Annotated in this window: 16 protein-coding genes; 3 read left to right on the top strand and 13 right to left on the bottom strand. The window is 62.2% G+C overall.

Annotated features, from left to right (window positions below):
- Positions 1–29: 29 nt before the first annotated feature.
- Positions 30–737 carry a cupin domain-containing protein gene (locus AAIS01_RS03710; RefSeq protein ID WP_343467850.1) on the top strand — a complete coding sequence of 236 codons (708 nt, stop codon included), beginning with the start codon at positions 30–32 and terminating at the stop codon, positions 735–737.
- Between the two features lie 440 nt (positions 738–1,177).
- On the opposite strand, the gene AAIS01_RS03705 is transcribed toward AAIS01_RS03710, so the two are convergent.
- The 13 genes from AAIS01_RS03705 to AAIS01_RS03645 all read right to left on the bottom strand — a co-directional run bounded on the left by AAIS01_RS03705 (position 1,178) and on the right by AAIS01_RS03645 (position 16,773).
- The gene (locus tag AAIS01_RS03705) at positions 1,178–2,257 is read right to left on the bottom strand and encodes a tartrate dehydrogenase (protein WP_343467849.1); all 1,080 of its coding nucleotides are present in this window, start codon (positions 2,255–2,257) and stop codon (positions 1,178–1,180) included.
- A 40-nt stretch (positions 2,258–2,297) separates the two neighbouring features.
- Complete coding sequence (locus tag AAIS01_RS03700; RefSeq protein WP_343467848.1) at positions 2,298–3,755, bottom strand: NAD-dependent succinate-semialdehyde dehydrogenase; 1,458 nt, start codon at positions 3,753–3,755, stop codon at positions 2,298–2,300.
- 267 nt (positions 3,756–4,022) lie between these two features.
- On the bottom strand, positions 4,023–5,180 hold the full coding sequence (gene argE, locus AAIS01_RS03695; RefSeq protein ID WP_343467847.1) for an acetylornithine deacetylase: 1,158 nt from the start codon (positions 5,178–5,180) through the stop codon (positions 4,023–4,025).
- A complete protein-coding gene (locus AAIS01_RS03690) occupies positions 5,177–6,331 on the bottom strand; it encodes an NAD(P)/FAD-dependent oxidoreductase (protein WP_214912711.1) in 1,155 nt (384 codons plus the stop codon). Before AAIS01_RS03690 ends, argE begins: the two co-directional genes overlap by 4 nt.
- Positions 6,328–7,719: an FAD/NAD(P)-dependent oxidoreductase gene (locus AAIS01_RS03685; protein ID WP_343467846.1), complete on the bottom strand. Its 1,392-nt coding sequence runs from the start codon at positions 7,717–7,719 to the stop codon at positions 6,328–6,330. Before AAIS01_RS03685 ends, AAIS01_RS03690 begins: the two co-directional genes overlap by 4 nt.
- Entirely contained in the window at positions 7,701–8,009 is a 309-nt protein-coding gene (locus AAIS01_RS03680; RefSeq protein WP_343467845.1) for a (2Fe-2S)-binding protein, read from the bottom strand. Before AAIS01_RS03680 ends, AAIS01_RS03685 begins: the two co-directional genes overlap by 19 nt.
- A complete protein-coding gene (locus AAIS01_RS03675; RefSeq protein ID WP_343467844.1) occupies positions 8,006–9,850 on the bottom strand; it encodes an ABC transporter ATP-binding protein in 1,845 nt (614 codons plus the stop codon). The genes AAIS01_RS03680 and AAIS01_RS03675 overlap by 4 nt, the downstream gene beginning before the upstream one ends.
- Before the next feature lies 1 nt (position 9,851).
- On the bottom strand, positions 9,852–10,727 hold the full coding sequence (locus tag AAIS01_RS03670; protein ID WP_343467843.1) for an ABC transporter permease: 876 nt from the start codon (positions 10,725–10,727) through the stop codon (positions 9,852–9,854).
- On the bottom strand, positions 10,724–11,680 hold the full coding sequence (locus AAIS01_RS03665; RefSeq protein ID WP_214912715.1) for an ABC transporter permease: 957 nt from the start codon (positions 11,678–11,680) through the stop codon (positions 10,724–10,726). Before AAIS01_RS03665 ends, AAIS01_RS03670 begins: the two co-directional genes overlap by 4 nt.
- A 45-nt stretch (positions 11,681–11,725) precedes the next feature.
- The gene (locus tag AAIS01_RS03660; protein WP_343467842.1) at positions 11,726–13,369 is read right to left on the bottom strand and encodes an ABC transporter substrate-binding protein; all 1,644 of its coding nucleotides are present in this window, start codon (positions 13,367–13,369) and stop codon (positions 11,726–11,728) included.
- 86 nt (positions 13,370–13,455) lie between these two features.
- Positions 13,456–14,730, bottom strand: a complete 1,275-nt coding sequence (locus AAIS01_RS03655; protein WP_343467841.1) for an NAD(P)/FAD-dependent oxidoreductase — start codon at positions 14,728–14,730, stop codon at positions 13,456–13,458.
- Positions 14,731–14,765: 35 nt separating this feature from the next.
- The gene (locus AAIS01_RS03650) at positions 14,766–15,434 is read right to left on the bottom strand and encodes a haloacid dehalogenase type II (RefSeq protein ID WP_076385419.1); all 669 of its coding nucleotides are present in this window, start codon (positions 15,432–15,434) and stop codon (positions 14,766–14,768) included.
- 454 nt (positions 15,435–15,888) lie between these two features.
- A complete protein-coding gene (locus AAIS01_RS03645) occupies positions 15,889–16,773 on the bottom strand; it encodes a LysR family transcriptional regulator (RefSeq protein ID WP_343467840.1) in 885 nt (294 codons plus the stop codon).
- A 94-nt stretch (positions 16,774–16,867) separates the two neighbouring features.
- On the opposite strand from AAIS01_RS03645, the gene AAIS01_RS03640 reads away from it, so the two are divergent.
- Entirely contained in the window at positions 16,868–18,004 is a 1,137-nt protein-coding gene (locus tag AAIS01_RS03640) for a DSD1 family PLP-dependent enzyme (RefSeq protein ID WP_343467839.1), read from the top strand.
- Positions 17,994–18,434: a RidA family protein gene (locus AAIS01_RS03635; RefSeq protein WP_343467838.1), complete on the top strand. Its 441-nt coding sequence runs from the start codon at positions 17,994–17,996 to the stop codon at positions 18,432–18,434. The genes AAIS01_RS03640 and AAIS01_RS03635 overlap by 11 nt, the downstream gene beginning before the upstream one ends.
- Positions 18,435–18,530: the final 96 nt, after the last annotated feature.

Genomic DNA, 18,530 nt, shown 5'->3' with positions numbered 1-18,530 from the left:
CCCATCGCTTATTTTGGAGAATCCTGTTCATGCTCGAACCCACTGCAGTGCTGTTGGCCCATGCCGACGGCAGCCCCGCCTCAACCTCGTTCACCCCAGGCTCGTTGGGGGCCAATGATCCGTTCGACCGGCTCATCGCTTATGCCGGGGCGGATGGCATCGCCGCTGGTGTCGTCCGGGCCAGCGGTCGGTTCAGCAGCGACCAGTACCCGTTCAGCGAAATGATCGTGGTGCATGCCGGAGGCGTTGAACTGCGCAGCCAGGCACAAACGCTGCGCCTCAGCGCCGGTGAAAGCGCGGTGATCGCCCGTGGTACAGCGCTTGAGATCGACGCGCAAGCTGAATCTTTATGGGCCTTCTGTGCCGATACCCAGCGCGTGAATGCCAGCGAGCCCGGGTTGACAGCACTCCCGGCTCACACGTTGCTCTCACCTTCGGCGGCTCCCGATCAAGCCATACTGCTCAGCCCGCCACCGCAATGTCGCTCGCACAATCTGTTTGTCGAAGAAGCGACCAACCTGCGCATCGGCGTCTGGGACTCAACGCCTTACACTCGCCAAGCCAGGCCCCACAAGTTGCATGAGTTGATGCACCTGATTGAAGGCAGCGTCACCCTGCAGACAGCCGACGGCACCGACCTGGCGGTCAATACCGGCGACACGGTGTTCGTGCCGCAGAATGCGCCGTGCGCCTGGACGAGTCACGTCTACGTACGCAAGATCTACGTCGTCAAATAGCACCACCGCCATCGCGAGCAAGCTCGCTCCCACAGGGGGTCTGCGGTGAATGTGCATATCCTGCAACCACCCCGAAAAAACTGTGGGAGCGAGCCTGCTCGCGATAACGGCGGCACATTCAACATCACCCAAACTGACACCCCGCTTTCGCGAGCAAGCTCGCTCCCACAAGGGATCTGCGGTGATTGCCAATCCTGCAGCCACCCCAGAAAAAATGTGGGAGCGAGCTTGCTCGCGATGACGGCGGCACATTCAACATCACCGCAAACTGACACCACGCTTTCGCGAGCAAGCCCGCTCCCACAGGGGATTGGCGGTGGATGTGCATCCTGCAACCATCCCACAAAGGGATGTTCGGTGAATTTGAATTTTGCGATCAAACCCCAAAAAAAAAGCCCGCAGTGTGAGCGGGCAAAAAGGTGTCACAGATTAGTAAAGCGTCAAAGCGCGGCGGCGATGGCTGTGCCAACGTCCTGAGTCGAGCCTTGTCCGCCCAGGTCGGGGGTGATCGGCCCTTGGGCTATCACTTGTTCAATGGCCTTGAGAATCCCGTCATGGGCGGCGCGATAACGTTCATCACCATTGCCCAGGAAATCGAGCATCAACGCCCCTGACCAGATCATCGCAATCGGGTTGGCGATGTTCTGTCCATAAATATCCGGCGCCGAGCCATGCACCGGTTCGAACAACGACGGGAAGCGCCGCTGCGGATCGAGGTTGGCCGACGGCGCGATGCCGATGGTGCCGGCGCAAGCCGGGCCGAGGTCGGAGAGGATGTCGCCGAACAGGTTTGACGCCACCACCACATCAAAACGGTCCGGCTGCAGAACGAAACGCGCACACAGAATGTCGATGTGCTGTTTGTCCCATTGCACATCCGGGTACTGCTCGGCCATCAACGCCGTGCGCTCGTCCCAATACGGCATGCTGATGGAGATCCCGTTGGACTTGGTCGCCGCCGTCAGGCGCTTGCGCGGTCGGGTCTGGGCCAGATCGAAGGCGAACTTGAGAATCCGATCGACGCCGCGCCGGGTGAACACCGACTCTTGGAGCACGAACTCATGCTCGGTCCCTTCAAACATCTTGCCGCCCACGGAGGAGTATTCGCCTTCGGTGTTCTCACGGATCACCACGAAATCGATATCCCCTGCTTCTCGCCCGGCCAAGGCGCACGGCACGCCCGGGAACAGCCGCACCGGGCGAATGTTCACGTACTGGTCGAAGTCGCGGCGGAACTTGAGCAGCGAGCCCCAGAGGGAAATGTGGTCCGGCACCTTGTCCGGCCAGCCAACAGCGCCGAAGTAGATCGCATCGAAGCCCTTGAGCTGCTCGAACCAGTCGGCGGGCATCATTTGCCCGTGCTCCAGGTAGTAGTCACAGTGAGCCCAATCGAGCACTTCGATGCTCAACGACAACTGCCACTTTTTCGCGGCCTGCTCCAGGACACGAAGCCCCTCAGGCAGGACTTCCTTGCCGATGCCATCACCGGCGATGGCAGCGATTCGAAATGGTTTGCTCATCAATCGTGGCTCCCTGGTAGGTGTTCAAACAATGGACGCATCACAGCCCACCGATGTGGAAGGCCTTGACTTCAAGGTATTCATCCAGGCCGTATTTGCTGCCTTCACGGCCCAGGCCCGACTGCTTGATGCCACCAAATGGCGCGACCTCCATGGAAATGATCCCGGTGTTAAGGCCCACCATGCCGAACTCCAGCGCCTCGCCAAACCGCCATGAACGACGCAGGTCCTGGGTGAAGTAGTACGCGCCCAGGCCATATGGCGTGGCGTTGGCAAGGGCCAAGGCCTCTTCTTCGGTAGTAAAGCGCATCAGCGGCGCAACCGGGCCAAAGGTTTCTTCGTTGGCCAGCAACATGCCGGCGTGGGCCTCCCCCAGAACCGTGGGCTGGACGAACTGGCTGTCACCGGCGGGGATGCCGCCACACAGCAAACGCGCGCCTTGACTCAAGGCATCATCGATATGCCGGGCCACCTTGCTCACCGCCGCCCTGTTGATCAGGGGACCGATCATGACGTCGGCCTCCAGACCATTGCCGACCTTGAGCTTGCCCACCTCCTCCACCAGACGTTCAGCGAAACGCTCGTAAATGCCGTCCTGCACCAGTATGCGATTGGCACACACGCAGGTCTGGCCGGCATTACGGAACTTGCTGAGCATGATCCCGGCCACGGCCTGTTCCAGGTCCGCGTCGTCAAACACAATGAACGGCGCATTGCCACCCAGTTCCAGGCTCAGGCGTTTGATGTGTTCGGCGCTCTGGCGCATCAGCAGTCGACCAACCGCCGTGGACCCGGTGAAGGAAATCTTGCGCACCGTAGGGTTGCCGGTCAGTTCTTCGCCGATGCCCGCCGGCAGGCCCGTCACGACGTTGAACACCCCCGCCGGAATCCCGACCCGCTCGGCCAGCACCGCCAGGGCCAGGGCCGACAAGGGTGTCAGGTCCGAGGGTTTCACGATCACCGGGCAACCCGCCGCCAACGCCGGGGCGCACTTGCGGGTGATCATCGCGTTGGGAAAGTTCCATGGGGTGATCGCCGCGCAGACGCCCACTGGCTGCTTGAGGGTGATCAGGCGCCGATCGCCGCTGGGCGCCGGGATGGTTTCGCCATAGACCCGGCGGGCTTCTTCGGCAAACCATTTGGCGAAGCCGGCGCCGTAGCGGATTTCGCCTTTGGCTTCGTTCAGCGGCTTGCCCTGCTCAAACGTCATGATCAGCGCCAGATCGTCCAGGTTGTCGATCATGGCCTGATACCAACGCTCCAGCAGCACCGCGCGTTCCGCCGCCGGGCGCGCACGCCAGGCCGGCCAGGCGCGCTCGGCGGCGTCGATGGCGCGCCGGGTTTCCACCCCCTGCATGGCCGGCACCCGAGCGAGCACGCCCCCCGTGGCCGGGTCGATGACGTCGAGCGTGGCGGCGTCATCGGCACCGACCCACTGCCCGTCGACGTAGGCGAGTTCTGCTAAAAGGCTGGGGTCTTTCAATTGATTCTTGAGCATGATCGCGTCCTGTTCCGAGGTATTTCCAGTCTAGGGAGATGCCGCGGATGAGGATGCTGAAAGCGGGGTTTGGGCAGTGTTGGATGCTGAAGTTTCGAGGTGGGACGGCAGGCTCTACCGAAGCCCCAGGCTAAACACCGAAACCTGTGGGAGCAAAGCTTGCTCGCGATTGCGGTGGATCTGACACTGATCAAGACCATGTCATCGTTCATCGCGAGCAAGCTTTGCTCCCACAGGAGTACTCCCACATTTTGCTCTGTGTATGGCTTAGATTTTCAAGGATCCCAACAACCCTTCCAAAAACCGCTGTCCCGCTTGCATCTGGCTGATTTCAATGAACTCGTCGGGCTTGTGCGCCTGCTCGATGGAGCCCGGGCCGCAGACCACCACCGGCACATCCAGGCGCTGCTTGAACAGCCCCCCCTCGGTGCCGAAGGAAACCTTGGCGGTGCCGGTGTCCGCTGCGGCGAAGTTCTTCAGAAAGCGCACCGCCTCAACGCTCGGATGAGTATCGAGGCCCGGATAGACGTTCAGGGTTTCGATCTCGATGTCCGCCACGCTGGAGAGTTTTTTCGCCTCGCGCACGATCACTTCAGCCTGCTCGCGCAGTTGCTCCAGGAACTGATCGGGGTCATCGGCCGGCAGGTTGCGCACTTCGAAATCCAGGGTGCACAGGTTCGGCACAATGTTCAGCGCCTTGCCACCGACAATCTGGCCGACGTGCACGGTGCTGTAGGGCACGTCGTAATCGGCGTCCCGGGCGCCGTGCTCTTGCAACTGCTGCTGGCTCTGGCGCAACGCGGCGATGAAATCGCAGGCCACATGAATCGCATTGACCGAACGCGGCGCCAGGGACGAGTGCGCCTCCAGGCCTCGGCAGTAAGTGCGATAAGAGCCTTTGCCCTTGTGCCCGAGCACGAACTGCATGTTGGTCGGCTCGCCGATCACGCACAAAAACGGCCTTACCGGTGCCAGGTGCAGCACGTCGAGCAAGCGGCGTACGCCCACGCAGCCGATCTCCTCATCGTGGGAGAGCGCCAGCTGCAGCGGTCGGTTCAAGGGGTGGTCGGCGGCGTCGAGCATGGCGTCGATGGCCAAGGCAATGAACCCCTTCATGTCACAACTGCCGCGACCGTACACCCGCCCGTCGCGCACCGTCGCCTGGAACGCCGGGACGGTCCAGGCCTGCCCCGCCGCCGGCACCACGTCGGTATGCCCGGACAGCAGAATCCCCGGCAACACCTGTGGGCCGGTACTGGCGAAGAGGTTGGCCTTCTTGCCGCTTTCATCCTTGACGATCAGCGACTCGATGCCCTTGCTCAGCAGTAGCTCGCGCACGTACTCGATCAGGGCCATGTTCGACTCTGAAGAGACCGTTTCAAACCCCAGCAGGCGTTCAAAAATGGCTAGCACGCGAGGTTTCATGAGGCTTTGCTCCGTTGCTCGGCCGTGGCGGCGAACCGGCGAATGGAGAACGGTTCGATCGAGGTGCTGGTACTGCCGGTGCTGATCAGCTCGGCCATGACGTCGCCAACCCCAGGCCCGAGCTGAAAGCCGTGGCCGCAGAAACCGAACGCATAGTACAAGCCGTCCACGTTGCCGCTGGGGCCCATCACCGGCAGGGAGTCGGGCAGATAACCTTCGATGCCGCTCCACACGCGAATGATGTTCAGATTACCCACGCCCGGCAGCAAGCGACGCATCTGGTCGAGCTGATTGAGAGTGCTGCGCGGCTCGACATAAGCCCGGCGATTGAGCATGTCCGGTTTACTGCGATAGCCGCCACCGATGACGATGTTGCCCCTCGGGATCTGCCGGAAGTAGATCACTTCCTCGGGGATTTTGGTGTACACGCCGATCACCGTCGGTAAGGCATAAGGCACCGGTTCGGTGACAGCCATCTGTGGGCCGTTAGTCTCCAGCGGCACCGGCTCACCGAATTGCGCCGAGAGTTTCTGGCCCCAGGCACCTGCGGTAATCAGCAACTGAGCGGCGCTGAACTGACGGCCATCGGTGGTTGTGACACTGAAATCACCATTGACCTTCTGCACTTCGGCCACTTCAGTCCGCTCCTCGATGCGTGCGCCGAGTCGCCGCGCCGCCCTGGCAAACGCCGGGGCCGCCAGACGCGGGTTGGCGTGACCATCATGAGGGGCGTAGGAGCCGCCTTTGACGTCCTTGCCCAGGAACGGGAAGCGCGCATGCAGTTCGCTACCTCGGTAGATCTTCAAGTCCAACTGTTGAGCTTCGGGCGCCGCCGCGTAAGCCTCAAGTTCGGCGATTTCATCCTCGCGATAACACACGCGCATGTGCCCGCTGGCGATGAACTCCAGGTCGTCGTCGATCAGTTCCGGCAGGCGCTTCCACAGCGCCCAGGAACGGTTTGCCAGCTCCAGTTGGCCGAGAAATCGCCCCTGGCGCCGCACGTTGCCGAAGTTCACGCCACTGGCGTACTGACCGATCTGGTCACGCTCCAGCAGGATCACCGACTGGCCTCGCTGGCGCAGGAAAAACGCTGCGGCCGAGCCCATCAAACCACCGCCGACGATGACCACATCAGCTTTATTGAGCGTCATGGCGTCACCTCCCGGGTGAGCATCGAAAGGGGTTTGACCGGCGCCTGGCCGCGCTGCCGCCCCACTTCCTGGACGTGGACACCGGCGGCTGCGGCAATGACTTCGGCCCCGGCCTGAGAGCAATAACGCCCTTGGCAGCGGCCCATGCCGACCCGGCTGAAAGCTTTGGCCCGGTTGACTTCACAGGCGCCCTTTTCACTGACCGTACGGCGCAACTCGCCGGCGCTGATCATCTCGCAGCGGCAGACGATCGCCTCGTCGGGCAAGGCCTCGGCTTGGACGGCGGGCCAGGGAAACGCCTGGGCCAGACCGAGGCGAAATTGATCCATGACCTTGAGCGCCTGACGCTGCGCGGTAACCTGCGTGGCGTCCACCGGTTGCTGCAAATCGCTCAACAACGCCAAGGCGACCAGGCGCCCGGCGTGTTCGGCGGCATCAGCGCCACGGATCTTCGCCCCATCTCCGGCGGCATAAACGCCGCTGACCGAGGTCCGGCCCTCTTCGTCCGTGTCCAGCCACCATTGGCCTGATGCCTCGTCAAAACGCAGAGCACAGCCCGCCAGATCAGCCAATTGAGTTTCCGGGCGCAAGTGATAACCCAGCGCCACCGCGTCGCAATCCACCGTCAAGGTTTCACCGGCCGCCGTGCGTACCCGCACACCACTGACGCCGCCGACCGCCTCACCCAGCACTTGCAATGGAGAGATACCCAGGTGCACAGGGATTTTCGCTCGATACAACTGAGCCAACAGTTTCATGCCCGTGAACAGCAATCCGGGCCGCGCCATAAGCTTGGGCAAAGCTTTGATGCGCAGCCCCAGCGGCGCGGTGTCCAGCACCGCTGCCACGTTGGCACCGGCCTTGAGGTATTGGCTGGCGACCAGATACAGCAGCGGTCCGCTGCCCATGAACACCACGCGATGGCCGATGGACACTGCCTGGGCCTTCAAGGCAATCTGCGCCCCGCCAAGGCTGTACGTGCCGCCCAACTGCCAGCCCTCGATCGGCATCAAGCGGTCGGTGGCGCCGGTGCAAAGGATCAATGCGTCGTAATCCACCGTCGAGTGCAGGCCCTGGCTGACGCAGCACAGTTGCCCGGGCATGAGGTTCCACACCAGGGTGTCCGGGCGATAGTCAATCTGTGGGCGCAAACGGTCGAAACTTTCGTGCAAATCCCGCGCTTTGTCCGCCTCGGTGCCGTAGAGCGTGGCGTAGTTACGGGTGAAACCTTCAGGTTGGCGTCGGTAGATCTGTCCGCCGTCGCGACGGTTTTCGTCGATCAGGACCGGCTTGAAGCCCGCCGCGACCAAGGTCTGGGCGCAACGGATGCCGGCCGGTCCGGCGCCGACAATGACGACTCGATGATTGCTCAGCCGCGCAGTGGCCATATTGCCTCCGGTTGCTTGGTGATGATGTCCAGCCCTTCGCGCACTTCGCTGGAACAGGCGCGCAGACGTTCGCCGCTGCGGGTCCAGACCCAGCAATCCTGGCAGGCACCCATCAGGCAGAAACCGGCCCGGCTGCCCGGATCGAATTCCGACTGGCGCAACACCGGGCCCCGGGTCAGCAACGCGACCATCAGGGTGTCCCCCTGCAAGGCTTCGATAGGTTCGCCATCGACTTTCAAATGGACGATGGGCCGGCCCTGCTCGGCCAACCTCACGAAACGCGCGTTCATGCGTAGGCTCCCATGGTCATGCTGTTGGCATCCTGTTGGTTCTTGAGCAGTTCGGCGCTGTCGTGATGGCAGAGCACTTCACTGCCACCGTCGATGATTCGCCGGGGTGGCGCGGTGTGGTTGCACAGGCCATCGACCCGCACCGGGCAACGATTGAGGAAGGTGCACAGCCCCGCTACAGGGGCCTGGGCGCCCAAGGGCGGGAGCGTGCCGCAGGTGGTGGTGCCGCAGCTTTCCAGCCAGCCCTGACGCAACTCGGGAACCGAATGGATCAGCAGGTCGGTGTAGGGATGGAAGGGTGGCTGGGCAAACGATTGCCGGGTGCCCTCTTGCACCTTGTAGCCGCTGTACATCACCACAATGTCGTCGCACAGCGCCCGCACCGTGGAGATGTCGTGGCTGATGAACAGATAGGAAACCCCCAATTGCTGGCGTAGGTCGCGCAGCAGCTCGAGGATTGCCGCGCCGACAACAGTGTCCAGCGCCGAGGTCACCTCATCGCAGAGGATCAGGTCCGGCTTGGCCGCCAACGCCCGGGCCAGGTTGACTCGCTGTTTTTGCCCGCCGGAGAGTTCGCTCGGGCGGCGTTCGGCCAGCTCCCGTGGCAAACGCACCAGGTCCAGCAACTCACCGATACGTTCACGTAGCGCCGCGCCCTTGAGGCCGAAATACATTTTCAATGGCCGGCTCAGAATGTTGCCAACGCTGTGCATGGGGTTGAGTGCAGTGTCGGCGTTCTGGAAGACCATCTGGATGCGCCGGAATTGCTCGTCAGTGCGCTCGGACAGGCTGCCACCCAAGGGTTGACCATCAAACGTCAGCCCGCCCAGTGCCGGGCTCAACAGCCCCGCCACCACCCGGGCCAGGGTAGATTTGCCCGAACCCGATTCGCCGATCACGCCGATGGCCTGGCCCCGGCGCACGGTCAGGTCGATGTCTTCCAGCACCCGGATCGACGGCATGCCCTGTTGATTCTTGTTGCCGTAGCCGGCGGTCAAACCCTCAATGGTCAGCAGCGGCGCATCGCCGGCCACACCGCAGGGCGGACGGATCGTCGTATCCGGCCGCGCCGCCGCCAGCAGGCTGCGGGTGTAGGCGTGAGCCGGACCTTTGAGCAGCGGCGCGGTGGCGCTCTGCTCGAAGATCTGCCCGCCATTAAGCACCACGATCTGATCGGCCATCTGCGCGACGACCGCCAGGTCGTGAGACACATAAACCGCCGTCGCGCCCCGCTCGCGCACAACACGCTTGAAGGCGCGCAGCACGTCGATCTGGGTGGTCACGTCAAGGGCCGTGGTTGGCTCATCGAGCACCACCAGCAGCGGATCGCTGATCAGCGCCATGGCTGCCATCACCCGTTGCAGTTGGCCGCCGGAGACTTGATGGGGATAGCGCTGGCCGATGCGCTCGGGATCGGGCAACGCCAGGTCACGGAACAGTTCGATGGCTTTGGCTTCCAGCACCGAGCGGCTGCCCAGCCCATGAATCAATGCCCCTTCCACCACCTGGTCGATGAGTTTTTTCGCCGGGTTGAACGCCGCGGCGGCGCTTTGGGCGATATACGACACACGATTGCCGCGCAGACCTTGCAGCTCGCTTTCGCGCAACGCCAGCATGTCATGTTCGCCAATCTGCACCACGCCGCCTGCCAGGCGACAACCACGCCGGGCATAACCGAGCAGCGCCAGGGCGATGGTGGTCTTGCCGGAACCGGATTCGCCGATCAGCGCCAGCACTTCACCTTTCTCCAGGGAGAAACTCACGCCCTTGACGATCTCCACCTCACCGCGTTCGCCACACGCGACCACGCGCAGGTCCTCGACTCGAATCAATTCACTCATTTCAATGCCCTCCCGTACGTCGGCTGCGTCGCGAAGACAGGCGGTCGATGAACAGATTGACGCCAATGGTCAGAGTGCCGATGGCCAGGGCCGGAATCACAATGGCCGGCGCTCCCTGATTGAGGCCGCCGATGTTTTCGCGCACTAGCGAGCCCAGGTCGGCATCCGGCGGTTGCACACCCAGGCCCAGGAAACTCATGCCGCTGAGCAGCAGCACAATGAAGCCGAAACGCAAGCCCAGGTCCGCCAGCACCGGGTTGAGCATGTTGGGCAGGATCTCCACGCAGGCGATGTACAGTCGTCGTTCGCCACGGGTGCGGGCCACTTGCACGTACTCCAGCGCCTCGATGTTCACCGCCATGCTGCGGGCGATCCGGAACGCGCCCGGCGAGTAGCTCAGCACCGCCGTACACACCAGCAAAGTCACCGACGAGCCAAATGCCGAGACCATGATCAACGCCAGCATCTTGCTCGGGATCGAAATGAAAGCGTCCATCAGGCGACTGATCAGCTCATCCAGCCACTTGGGTGATACCACCGACAGCAGTGCGCAACTGGTCCCCAGCCCACTGGCCAGGACCGCAGCCACCAGCGCCAGGCCCACGGTGAACTGTGCGCCCACCAGAACCCGACTGAGCATGTCGCGACCCAGGTAATCGGTGCCTAACGGATAAGCGATGCTGAGGCTGTCGAAAACATTGTCAGAGACCACTTCCCCCACCGGGTGCGGTGCCAGCCACGGACCGAAGATCGCCACCAGCAACCAGAAGACACACATCGCGGCGCCCACCAGTCCAAGCCAGGACGTGGCATGAGCGTCTTTGCCCAACGCCAGAGCGACCGCCGCGGTCGGGGGTTTCCCAATGAGATTGTTCATTGATTTCTCAGCCTCGGGTTGGAAAGGATCGCGCACAGGTCAGCAATCAACACCAACGTCAGGTACGCGGTACAAAACAACATGGTGCAGGCCTGGACCAACGCCATATCACGGTTGGTCACGGCATCGACCATCAGGCTGGCAATGCCGGGATAGTTGAAAATTGTCTCGACGATCACCACCCCGCCCAACAGGTAGGACAGACTCAAGGCGATGGCATTGGCGATAGGCCCGATGGCGTTGGGCAACGCATGACGCAGGACCACCCGCACCGGGCTCACACCTTTGAGACGGGCCATCTCCACGTAGGGGCTGTCGAGTTGATCGATCACCGCCGCCCGGGTCATGCGCGCCATTTGCGCGATGATCACGCAACACAGGGTCATGACCGGCAAGGCGTAGGTGCGCATGAATTGCCACGGCGAGGTGATCTCGCTGGAATAGGACAACGCCGAGAGCCAGCCCAGGTTCACCGCGAAAATCAACACTGCCAGGGTGGCGACGAGAAACTCCGGTACCGCCACCATCATCAAGGTAAAAAAGCTGATGAAGCTGTCGACGCGACCACCACGCCCCATCGCCGAACCAATGCCCAGGATCAGTGCCACCGGCACCGACACCAGCGCCGTGGCGGCCGCCAGCATCAAGGTGCTGGGCACGCGTCCGGCCATCAGCTCGCTGACCGACACGGCATTGGAGACCGACACACCCATGTCGCCGCTGAGCAAACTCGTCAACCAGTGCAGGTAGCGCAGCACACCGGGTTGATCCAGACCCATTTTTATCCGCAGCGCTGCCACTTGCTCCGGCGTGGCGAACTGTCCAAGGGACTGTTGCGCCGCGTCTCCCGGCAACACCGCCGTGATGGCGAACACCACCATCGAGACGATTAACAAGGTCACGATCGCGGCGCCCACGCGCCGGCCAATCAACCATAGTGTGTTGCTATTCATCGCCCTACCCTCGTGCCATGCCACCCAGCCGATACCCGGCGCTCATCAAGCGTCCAGCCAGACTTGCTCGGAGAACATGTAGCCCATGAATCCGCCCAGCGGGTTGGTGCCGTAGCCTTTAACGCGCTGGTCGACGCCATCGATGTTGCTGATGAACACCGGGATGCCGATACCGCAGTGGTCATGCACCAGGGTCTGCATGTCGGCGTACATCTTGCCGCGCTTGGTCTCGTCGGTTTCGCCCCGAGCCTGGACCAACAGCTGGTCGAACTGCGGGTTCTTCCAGGCCGACTCGTTCCACGGTGCGGTGGACTGGAAGAACTGCGAAAACAACATGTCGGCATTGGGCCGCGGGTTGATGTTGCCAAAGCTCAGCGGGTGCTTGGCCCAGTGATTGGACCAGTAGCCATCGCTGGGCAAGCGGTTGACGTTGAGCTTGAGCCCGGCCTCCTTGGCCGATTGCTGCAGCAGCACGGCGACGTCCACCGAACCGGTGGCGGCCGGCGAACACATCACTGGCATGGTGATATTTTCCATACCCGCCTTCTTCAGCAGAAAACGTGCTTTTTCCGGGTCGTAGGTGCGTTGCGGCAGATCGGCGTTGTAAAAACGTGCGCCCGGCGCGATCGGATGATCGTTGCCGACCCTGGCGAAGCCGCGAAAAATCGCCGACTTGACCTGCTCGCGGTCCAACAGCAATTTCATGGCCTGGGTGAACTCAGGGCTTTGGCCGGGCATCTGGTCCTGACGAATGATCAGGTCGGTGTAGTTGCCCGACGGCGAATCCACGACCCGATGGGTGCTGCTGTTCTTGATCCGAGTCGTCGAGCGCGGGTTGACCTCGTTGATGATCTGCACGTCGCCAGACAACAGCGCGTTGACCCGTGACGGCTCGTCGCCGATGCCGATGAACTCGATTTCGTCCAGATACGGCAAACCCGGTTTCCAGTAATTGGTGTTGCGCGCGCCAATGGAACGCACCCCTGGTTTGAACTCCTTGACCTTGAACGGACCGGTGCCGATGCCCTGGCTAAAGTCGCTGGTGCCCTCGGGCACGATCAGCAGATGGGAAATCGCCAGGATCGATGGCAGTTCGGCGTTCGGGCCGCTCAGGCGTATTTGTACTTCATGGCTGCCATTGGCCTTGACCTCGGCAAACTGCTCTGCCAGCGGCAGAACTTTGGAGCCGGTGAGCGGGTCCTTGTGCCGCAACAGGGAGAACACCACGTCGGCGGCGGTCAGCCCCTTGCCGTTATGGAAAGTCACTTCCTTGCGCAGGGTGATCACCCAGAGTGTCGCGTCAGTGGTGTCGATACGCTCGGCCAGTTCGAGTTGCGGCACCATGTGACTGTCGAAACGCGTCAGCCCGTTGTAGAACATGTAGTGACGCACGTAGTCCGTGGACGATGAGCCTTTGGCCGGGTCCAGGGTGTCGGCGGTGGAACTGGAGATACCGGCGACGCGGATACGTCCGCCCGGTTTGCCTTTGCCAGGGCTGGCCGCCTCTTCGGCAAACAACTTGCCAGCGGCACCGAACAGGCTGCCGGCACCCGCTGCGGCCACACCTGCCAACCCCAGCATCTGCAATGCATTGCGGCGTGACATGCCGCGATTGAGCCCTTCGAAAACACGCAGGCTTTCTGTACCGGTGATCAACTGGTCTTCAATGCCATTTTTGTTGTCAGTCATGTCAGTTCTACCTTTCGGAAAATGATAGGGCTCGATTGCGCACGATTAACGCAACGTGGTTGAAACGCCAAACAACGCCATGAAACTCAGTGCAGGTAGTCCTGCAGGCGGTAATACGCGCCTACCAGCGGCAGGAACCAGGGCTTGCCGAAATGCCCGGGAATGGCCGGCCAATCGAGTTCGCGCCAAGGGTTGGCCTCGACCTGGCCGGCCATGACCTGGGCCATGACCTGCCCCATGTGCACCGACATCTGCACGCCGTGACCGCTGTAGCCCATGGAGTGATACACCCCTCCATGCTGGCCGGCGCGGGGTAAACGATCGGACGTCATGTCCACCAGCCCGCCCCAGCAATAGTCGATCCGGACGTGGGCCAACTGCGGGAACATCTGCACCATCGCCGCTTGCAGCACCTTGCCGCTCTTGGCGTCGGAAACGCTGTCGGACATGGCAAACCGCGCCCGACCGCCAAACAACAGCCGGTTGTCCGGCGTCAGGCGAAAGTAGTTACCGATCATGCGGCTGGTGACGTAGGAGCGGCGTGCCGGCAGCAAGCTGTCAATCAGCTCCTGGGGTAGCACCTCGGTGGCGATAACGAAGCTGCCCACCGGTACGATTCGCCGCCGGTACCAGCCCAATCCACCTTGCTGACACGTGCCGGTAGCCAGCAGGATCTGCGAGGCCTGCAGCGCGCCTTTGCTGGTGTTGACCTGATAGCCACCGGCGCTGGCCTTCCAGTCCTTCACCGCTACGCCCTGGAACACCAGCGCCCCGTGACGCGCGGCCGCCTCGGCCAGGCCGACACCGAAGCGCCCGACATGCATCTGCACGCCGTTGCGCTGCAGCAGGCCACCGTGGAACTGGGCCGAATTGACCTCCGCCCGAGTCTCTTGGGCAGACAGCAACTCGACGTCGGCGTCGACTTCCTTGCGGATCAACTCACAGGTGCGCGCCAATCCCTCGTAGTGCAACGCCTTGGCGGCCAGTTTGAGCTTGCCGTGGCGAGTGAGGTCGCAGGCAATTGCTTCCTGCTCCACCAGCGAAACCACACTCTGTACGGCATTTTCATAGGCCTGGTAGTAAGCCCGCGCTTTATCGGCGCCGAGGCTGGCGCTAAGTGACGCGTAGTCCTGGGCAACGCCGGTGTTGCATTGACCGCCATTGCGCCCCGACGCTTCGCCAATCACCCTGCCCGCTTCCAGCACCGCCACGCTGGCCCCCTTCAAGGCCAGGGCCCGGGCCGCCGCCAGGCCGGTGAAACCGCCCCCGACAATGGCCACGTCGACCCGCCCGGGCAATCCGCCGAGCTGGGCACCCGTGAAGGCCGGTGCGGTATCGAGCCAGTAAGACTCACTGCCCATGTCTAACCCCTTTCACCTTGAAGAGTGCGCTCAACTCAGAGCCCGACCAGACCGGCCAAACCGCCGATGTCCGGGATTTGGTGGTAGCCATACACAGCGTTCGCCGGTTGCTCATGACCGCGAGCCACGAAGGCCTTGTTCTTGATCTTCATGTCGTGGGCCGACATCAGGTCGTAGCGGAAGCTGGACGAGACATGCAACACATCCTCCGGCCCGCAGCCAAGGTTATCGAGCATGAATTCGAAAGCGGCCAGCCGCGGCTTGTAGGCCTGGGCCTGCTGGGCAGTGAAGACTTTATGAAAAGGTGCGCCGAGCTTGTCGACGTTGGACATGATCTGTTCGTCCATCGCGTTGGAGAAAATCACCAGGGGAATCTTGTCGGCGATTTTCGACAGACCCGCCGGTACATCGGCGTGAGGGCCCCAGGTTGGCACGGCGTCGTAATAGAGCTGGCCTTCGCCCCGATATTCGACCCCCCAGCGCTTGCAGACCCGCATCAGGGACGTCTTGATGATTTCATCATAGGGCCGCCACTCGCCCATCACCTGATCCAGACGATAAGCGGAGAAATCCTTGACGAACTGGTCCATCTGCCCGGCATCGACACGATCAGCGAACAGTTCGCGAGTCATGGTGCCCATCTGGAAGTTGGTCAACGTGCCGTAGCAGTCGAAGGTGATGTACTTGGGTCGAAGAAAGCTCATGAGTGCGGTCCTGAGTTGTTGTTGAAGGCATGACGAGGCAAACATTGATGCCGTTCGTGAAGCATCGGTACAACGCTGCATCACGTTTTTATTACAACACCATGAGACCGTGGATAAACGGTTAAAAATACCGGCCGCTTGGTACAAACCACCGTTTTGCAGGGTTCGCTCAGCAGACTTTGCGGGATGCTCCAGAGGCGGGCGTTGTACCCGTATTTCTGTGGGTTTGCGGACAGTTATGGTGCGTCTGGCGACGCGGTGAAGGCCGCTTTGCGGCAGAATCTACGCCTGCGGCGGGCCGTTCCAGCCTTTATCTTGAAAGGGGCCGCCGCCATCGCGAGCAGGCTCGCTCCCACAAGGATTTATGCTGGCCCGGAAATCACCGACCACCCCAGTTCCCCTGTGGGAGCGAGCCTGCTCGCGATGGCGGCTGGTCTGTAAGTAACCTTATTGTTCAGGCTTTCAACTCAGCCTCAAGAAAACTCACCAACGCCTGCACCCGTGCGCTGCGAACTTTGCGCGACGGCACCAGCAGGTTGATCGGTGCGCTGTCGAATTGCCAATCGGCGAGCACCCGGACCAGGTTGCCATCGGCGATGGCTCTGCTGACATCCCATTGCGAGCGCAACACCAGGCCCAACCCCTCTTCGGCCCAGCGTCGGGCCACACTGCCGTCGTTGCTCAGCAAGGCTGGCTCGATGCGCAGGGTCTTGCGTTCCTGCTCATTGCGCAGATGCCACAGCGTGACGTCCTCATCGTTTTCGCGAATGCAAATACAGCGGTGCTCGGCCAGTTGCTCCGGTGAAGACGGCGTGCCGTGCCGCTCCAGGTAGGCGGGGCTGGCGCATAACCAGCGAGCATTGTGGCTCAGGGGCCGGGCAACCCACTGGCTGTCACTGAGGTTGCCGATGTGAATCACCGCATCACTGTCGTGACGATCGGGCCAGGGCGTTTCCCGTAGATCCAGGTGCAGGCACAACTGTGGGTGCAACCTGGCAAAACGCGCCAGCAACGGCGCGATGCGTTGCCGTCCATAGCCGAACGGCGCCGCCAGCCTGAGGGTACCGGCCAGTTGATTGTCCGGCTGTTTGAACGACTCGGGAAGCGCCTCCAGTTGCTCCAGCAACAGCGCACTCTGGCGGGAGAAGCGCTCGCCATCGGCGGTGAGGCTCAAGCGCCGGGCATCGCGGTTGGCCAGGGTCAGGCCGAGCAATGTCTCCAGTTTGCGCAAGCGCATGGACAACGCAGGTGGCGAGACATTGAGGGCCCTGGCCGCTGCGCTCAACGACTCGGAGCGCGCCAGCGTTACGGCCATGCGCAGGTCTTCGATGCTGATCATTCAGTTCAACTTAATGATTGATGACGCAGCATTGAACCACGACTTCACGAAGGCTGAGTAGAGTCGCCCTGTCCCTATCCACCGAGTGCTGCTCATGACCGCCTCAATTCCCCTCCTTGATACCCCTATCGCGCTCATCGATATACCGCGCATGCAGCGCAACATCCAGCGCATGCAGCAACGCATGGACACCTTGGGTGTGCGTTTACGGCCCCACATCAAGACCAGTAAATGCCTGCCCGTGATCCAGGCGCAGATCGCCGCGGGCGCCAGCGGCGTCACTGTGTCGACCTTGAAGGAGGCGCAACATTGTTTCGCGGCCGGCATCCAGGACATTTTCTACGCCGTGGCCGTGGCGCCCGGCAAACTGGCCCAGGCCCTGACGCTCAGGCGCCAAGGCTGTCGCTTGAGCATCCTCACGGACAGCCTGACGGCGGCCCAGGCCATCGTCGATTTCGGCCAGCAACACGATGAGCGGTTCGAGGTCTGGATCGAGATCGATTGCGACGGCCATCGATCCGGCGTGCGGGTCGAGGACGATTCACTTGTGGGCATCGCCCGGCTACTGGATGAAGGCGGCATGCAGCTTTGCGGCGTGATGACCCACGCCGGCTCCAGCTACGAACTCGATACGCCCGACGCGCTGCAAGCCTTGGCCGAACAGGAGCGCAACCTCTGCGTCCGCGCGGCCCAACGCATTCGCGAAGCCGGGCTGGCCTGCCCTGAGGTGAGCATCGGCTCCACGCCCACGGCGCTGTCGGCACAGAACCTGGAAGGCGTCACCGAAGTTCGCGCAGGCGTCTATGTATTCTTCGACCTGGTGATGCACAACGTCGGCGTCTGCCAGGCAGGCGAACTGGCGCTGAGCGTGCTGACCACCGTCATCGGTCATCAACAGGAAAAAGGCTGGATCATCACCGATGCCGGCTGGATGGCCATGAGTCGTGACCGGGGTACGCAGCGCCAGTCACGGGACTTCGGCTATGGACAGGTGTGTAGCGAAACCGGCGACTGGATCGACGGCGCGCTGCTCACCAGCGCCAATCAGGAGCACGGCATCATCACCCTGACGAACACCGAGCACGTGGATATCACCGCGCGGTTTCCCATCGGCAGCCGCCTGCGCATCCTGCCCAACCATGCTTGTGCCACTGGCGCACAGTTTCCTCATTACCTCGCCTGTGAAGCCACGGGCCAAGTGCACAACTGGAGTCGTCTGCATGGCTGGTGAGATCGGCTTTATCCATACCACTCACGCCGCAGCGCCGGGTGGGCATTACGCCCAGGCGCTGTCGTACCAGGGCATCCTGTACGTGTCCGGGCAACTGCCGGTGCGCACCGATGGCAGCCACAGCGCCGACCAGCCCTTCGAGGTCCAGGCCGCCATCGCCCTGGAAAACCTGCTGGCGATTCTCGATGCCGCTGGCCGGGGACCAAGGGATCTGGTGAAGGTGACGGTCTATGTCGCCGGCATCGAACACTGGCCGGCCTTCGACCGCATCTATGCCCGCTATCTGGGCGAGCACCGCCCCGCACGCGCCGTGGTGCCCGTCCCGGCGCTGCATCATGGCTACCTGATTGAAGTCGAAGCGCTGGCTCGCGTGTCGGCAACGGGCAATGGGCAACCGGCAATGGGTACCGCTACGTTTTTGCCAAGTTAGCGCGCCAGATACAGCAGATTCTCCTTTGCCAAGGTCGAGAACGGCACATGTCATCAGGGCCGCTTTGTTAGTTTATTGAGCAGACACGGCATAACG

Origin of the sequence: Pseudomonas halotolerans (genome assembly GCF_039581215.1) — a bacterium.
Lineage (GTDB): Bacteria > Pseudomonadota > Gammaproteobacteria > Pseudomonadales > Pseudomonadaceae > Aquipseudomonas > Aquipseudomonas tehranensis.
This window is presented reverse-complemented; position numbering and strand designations above follow the sequence as displayed.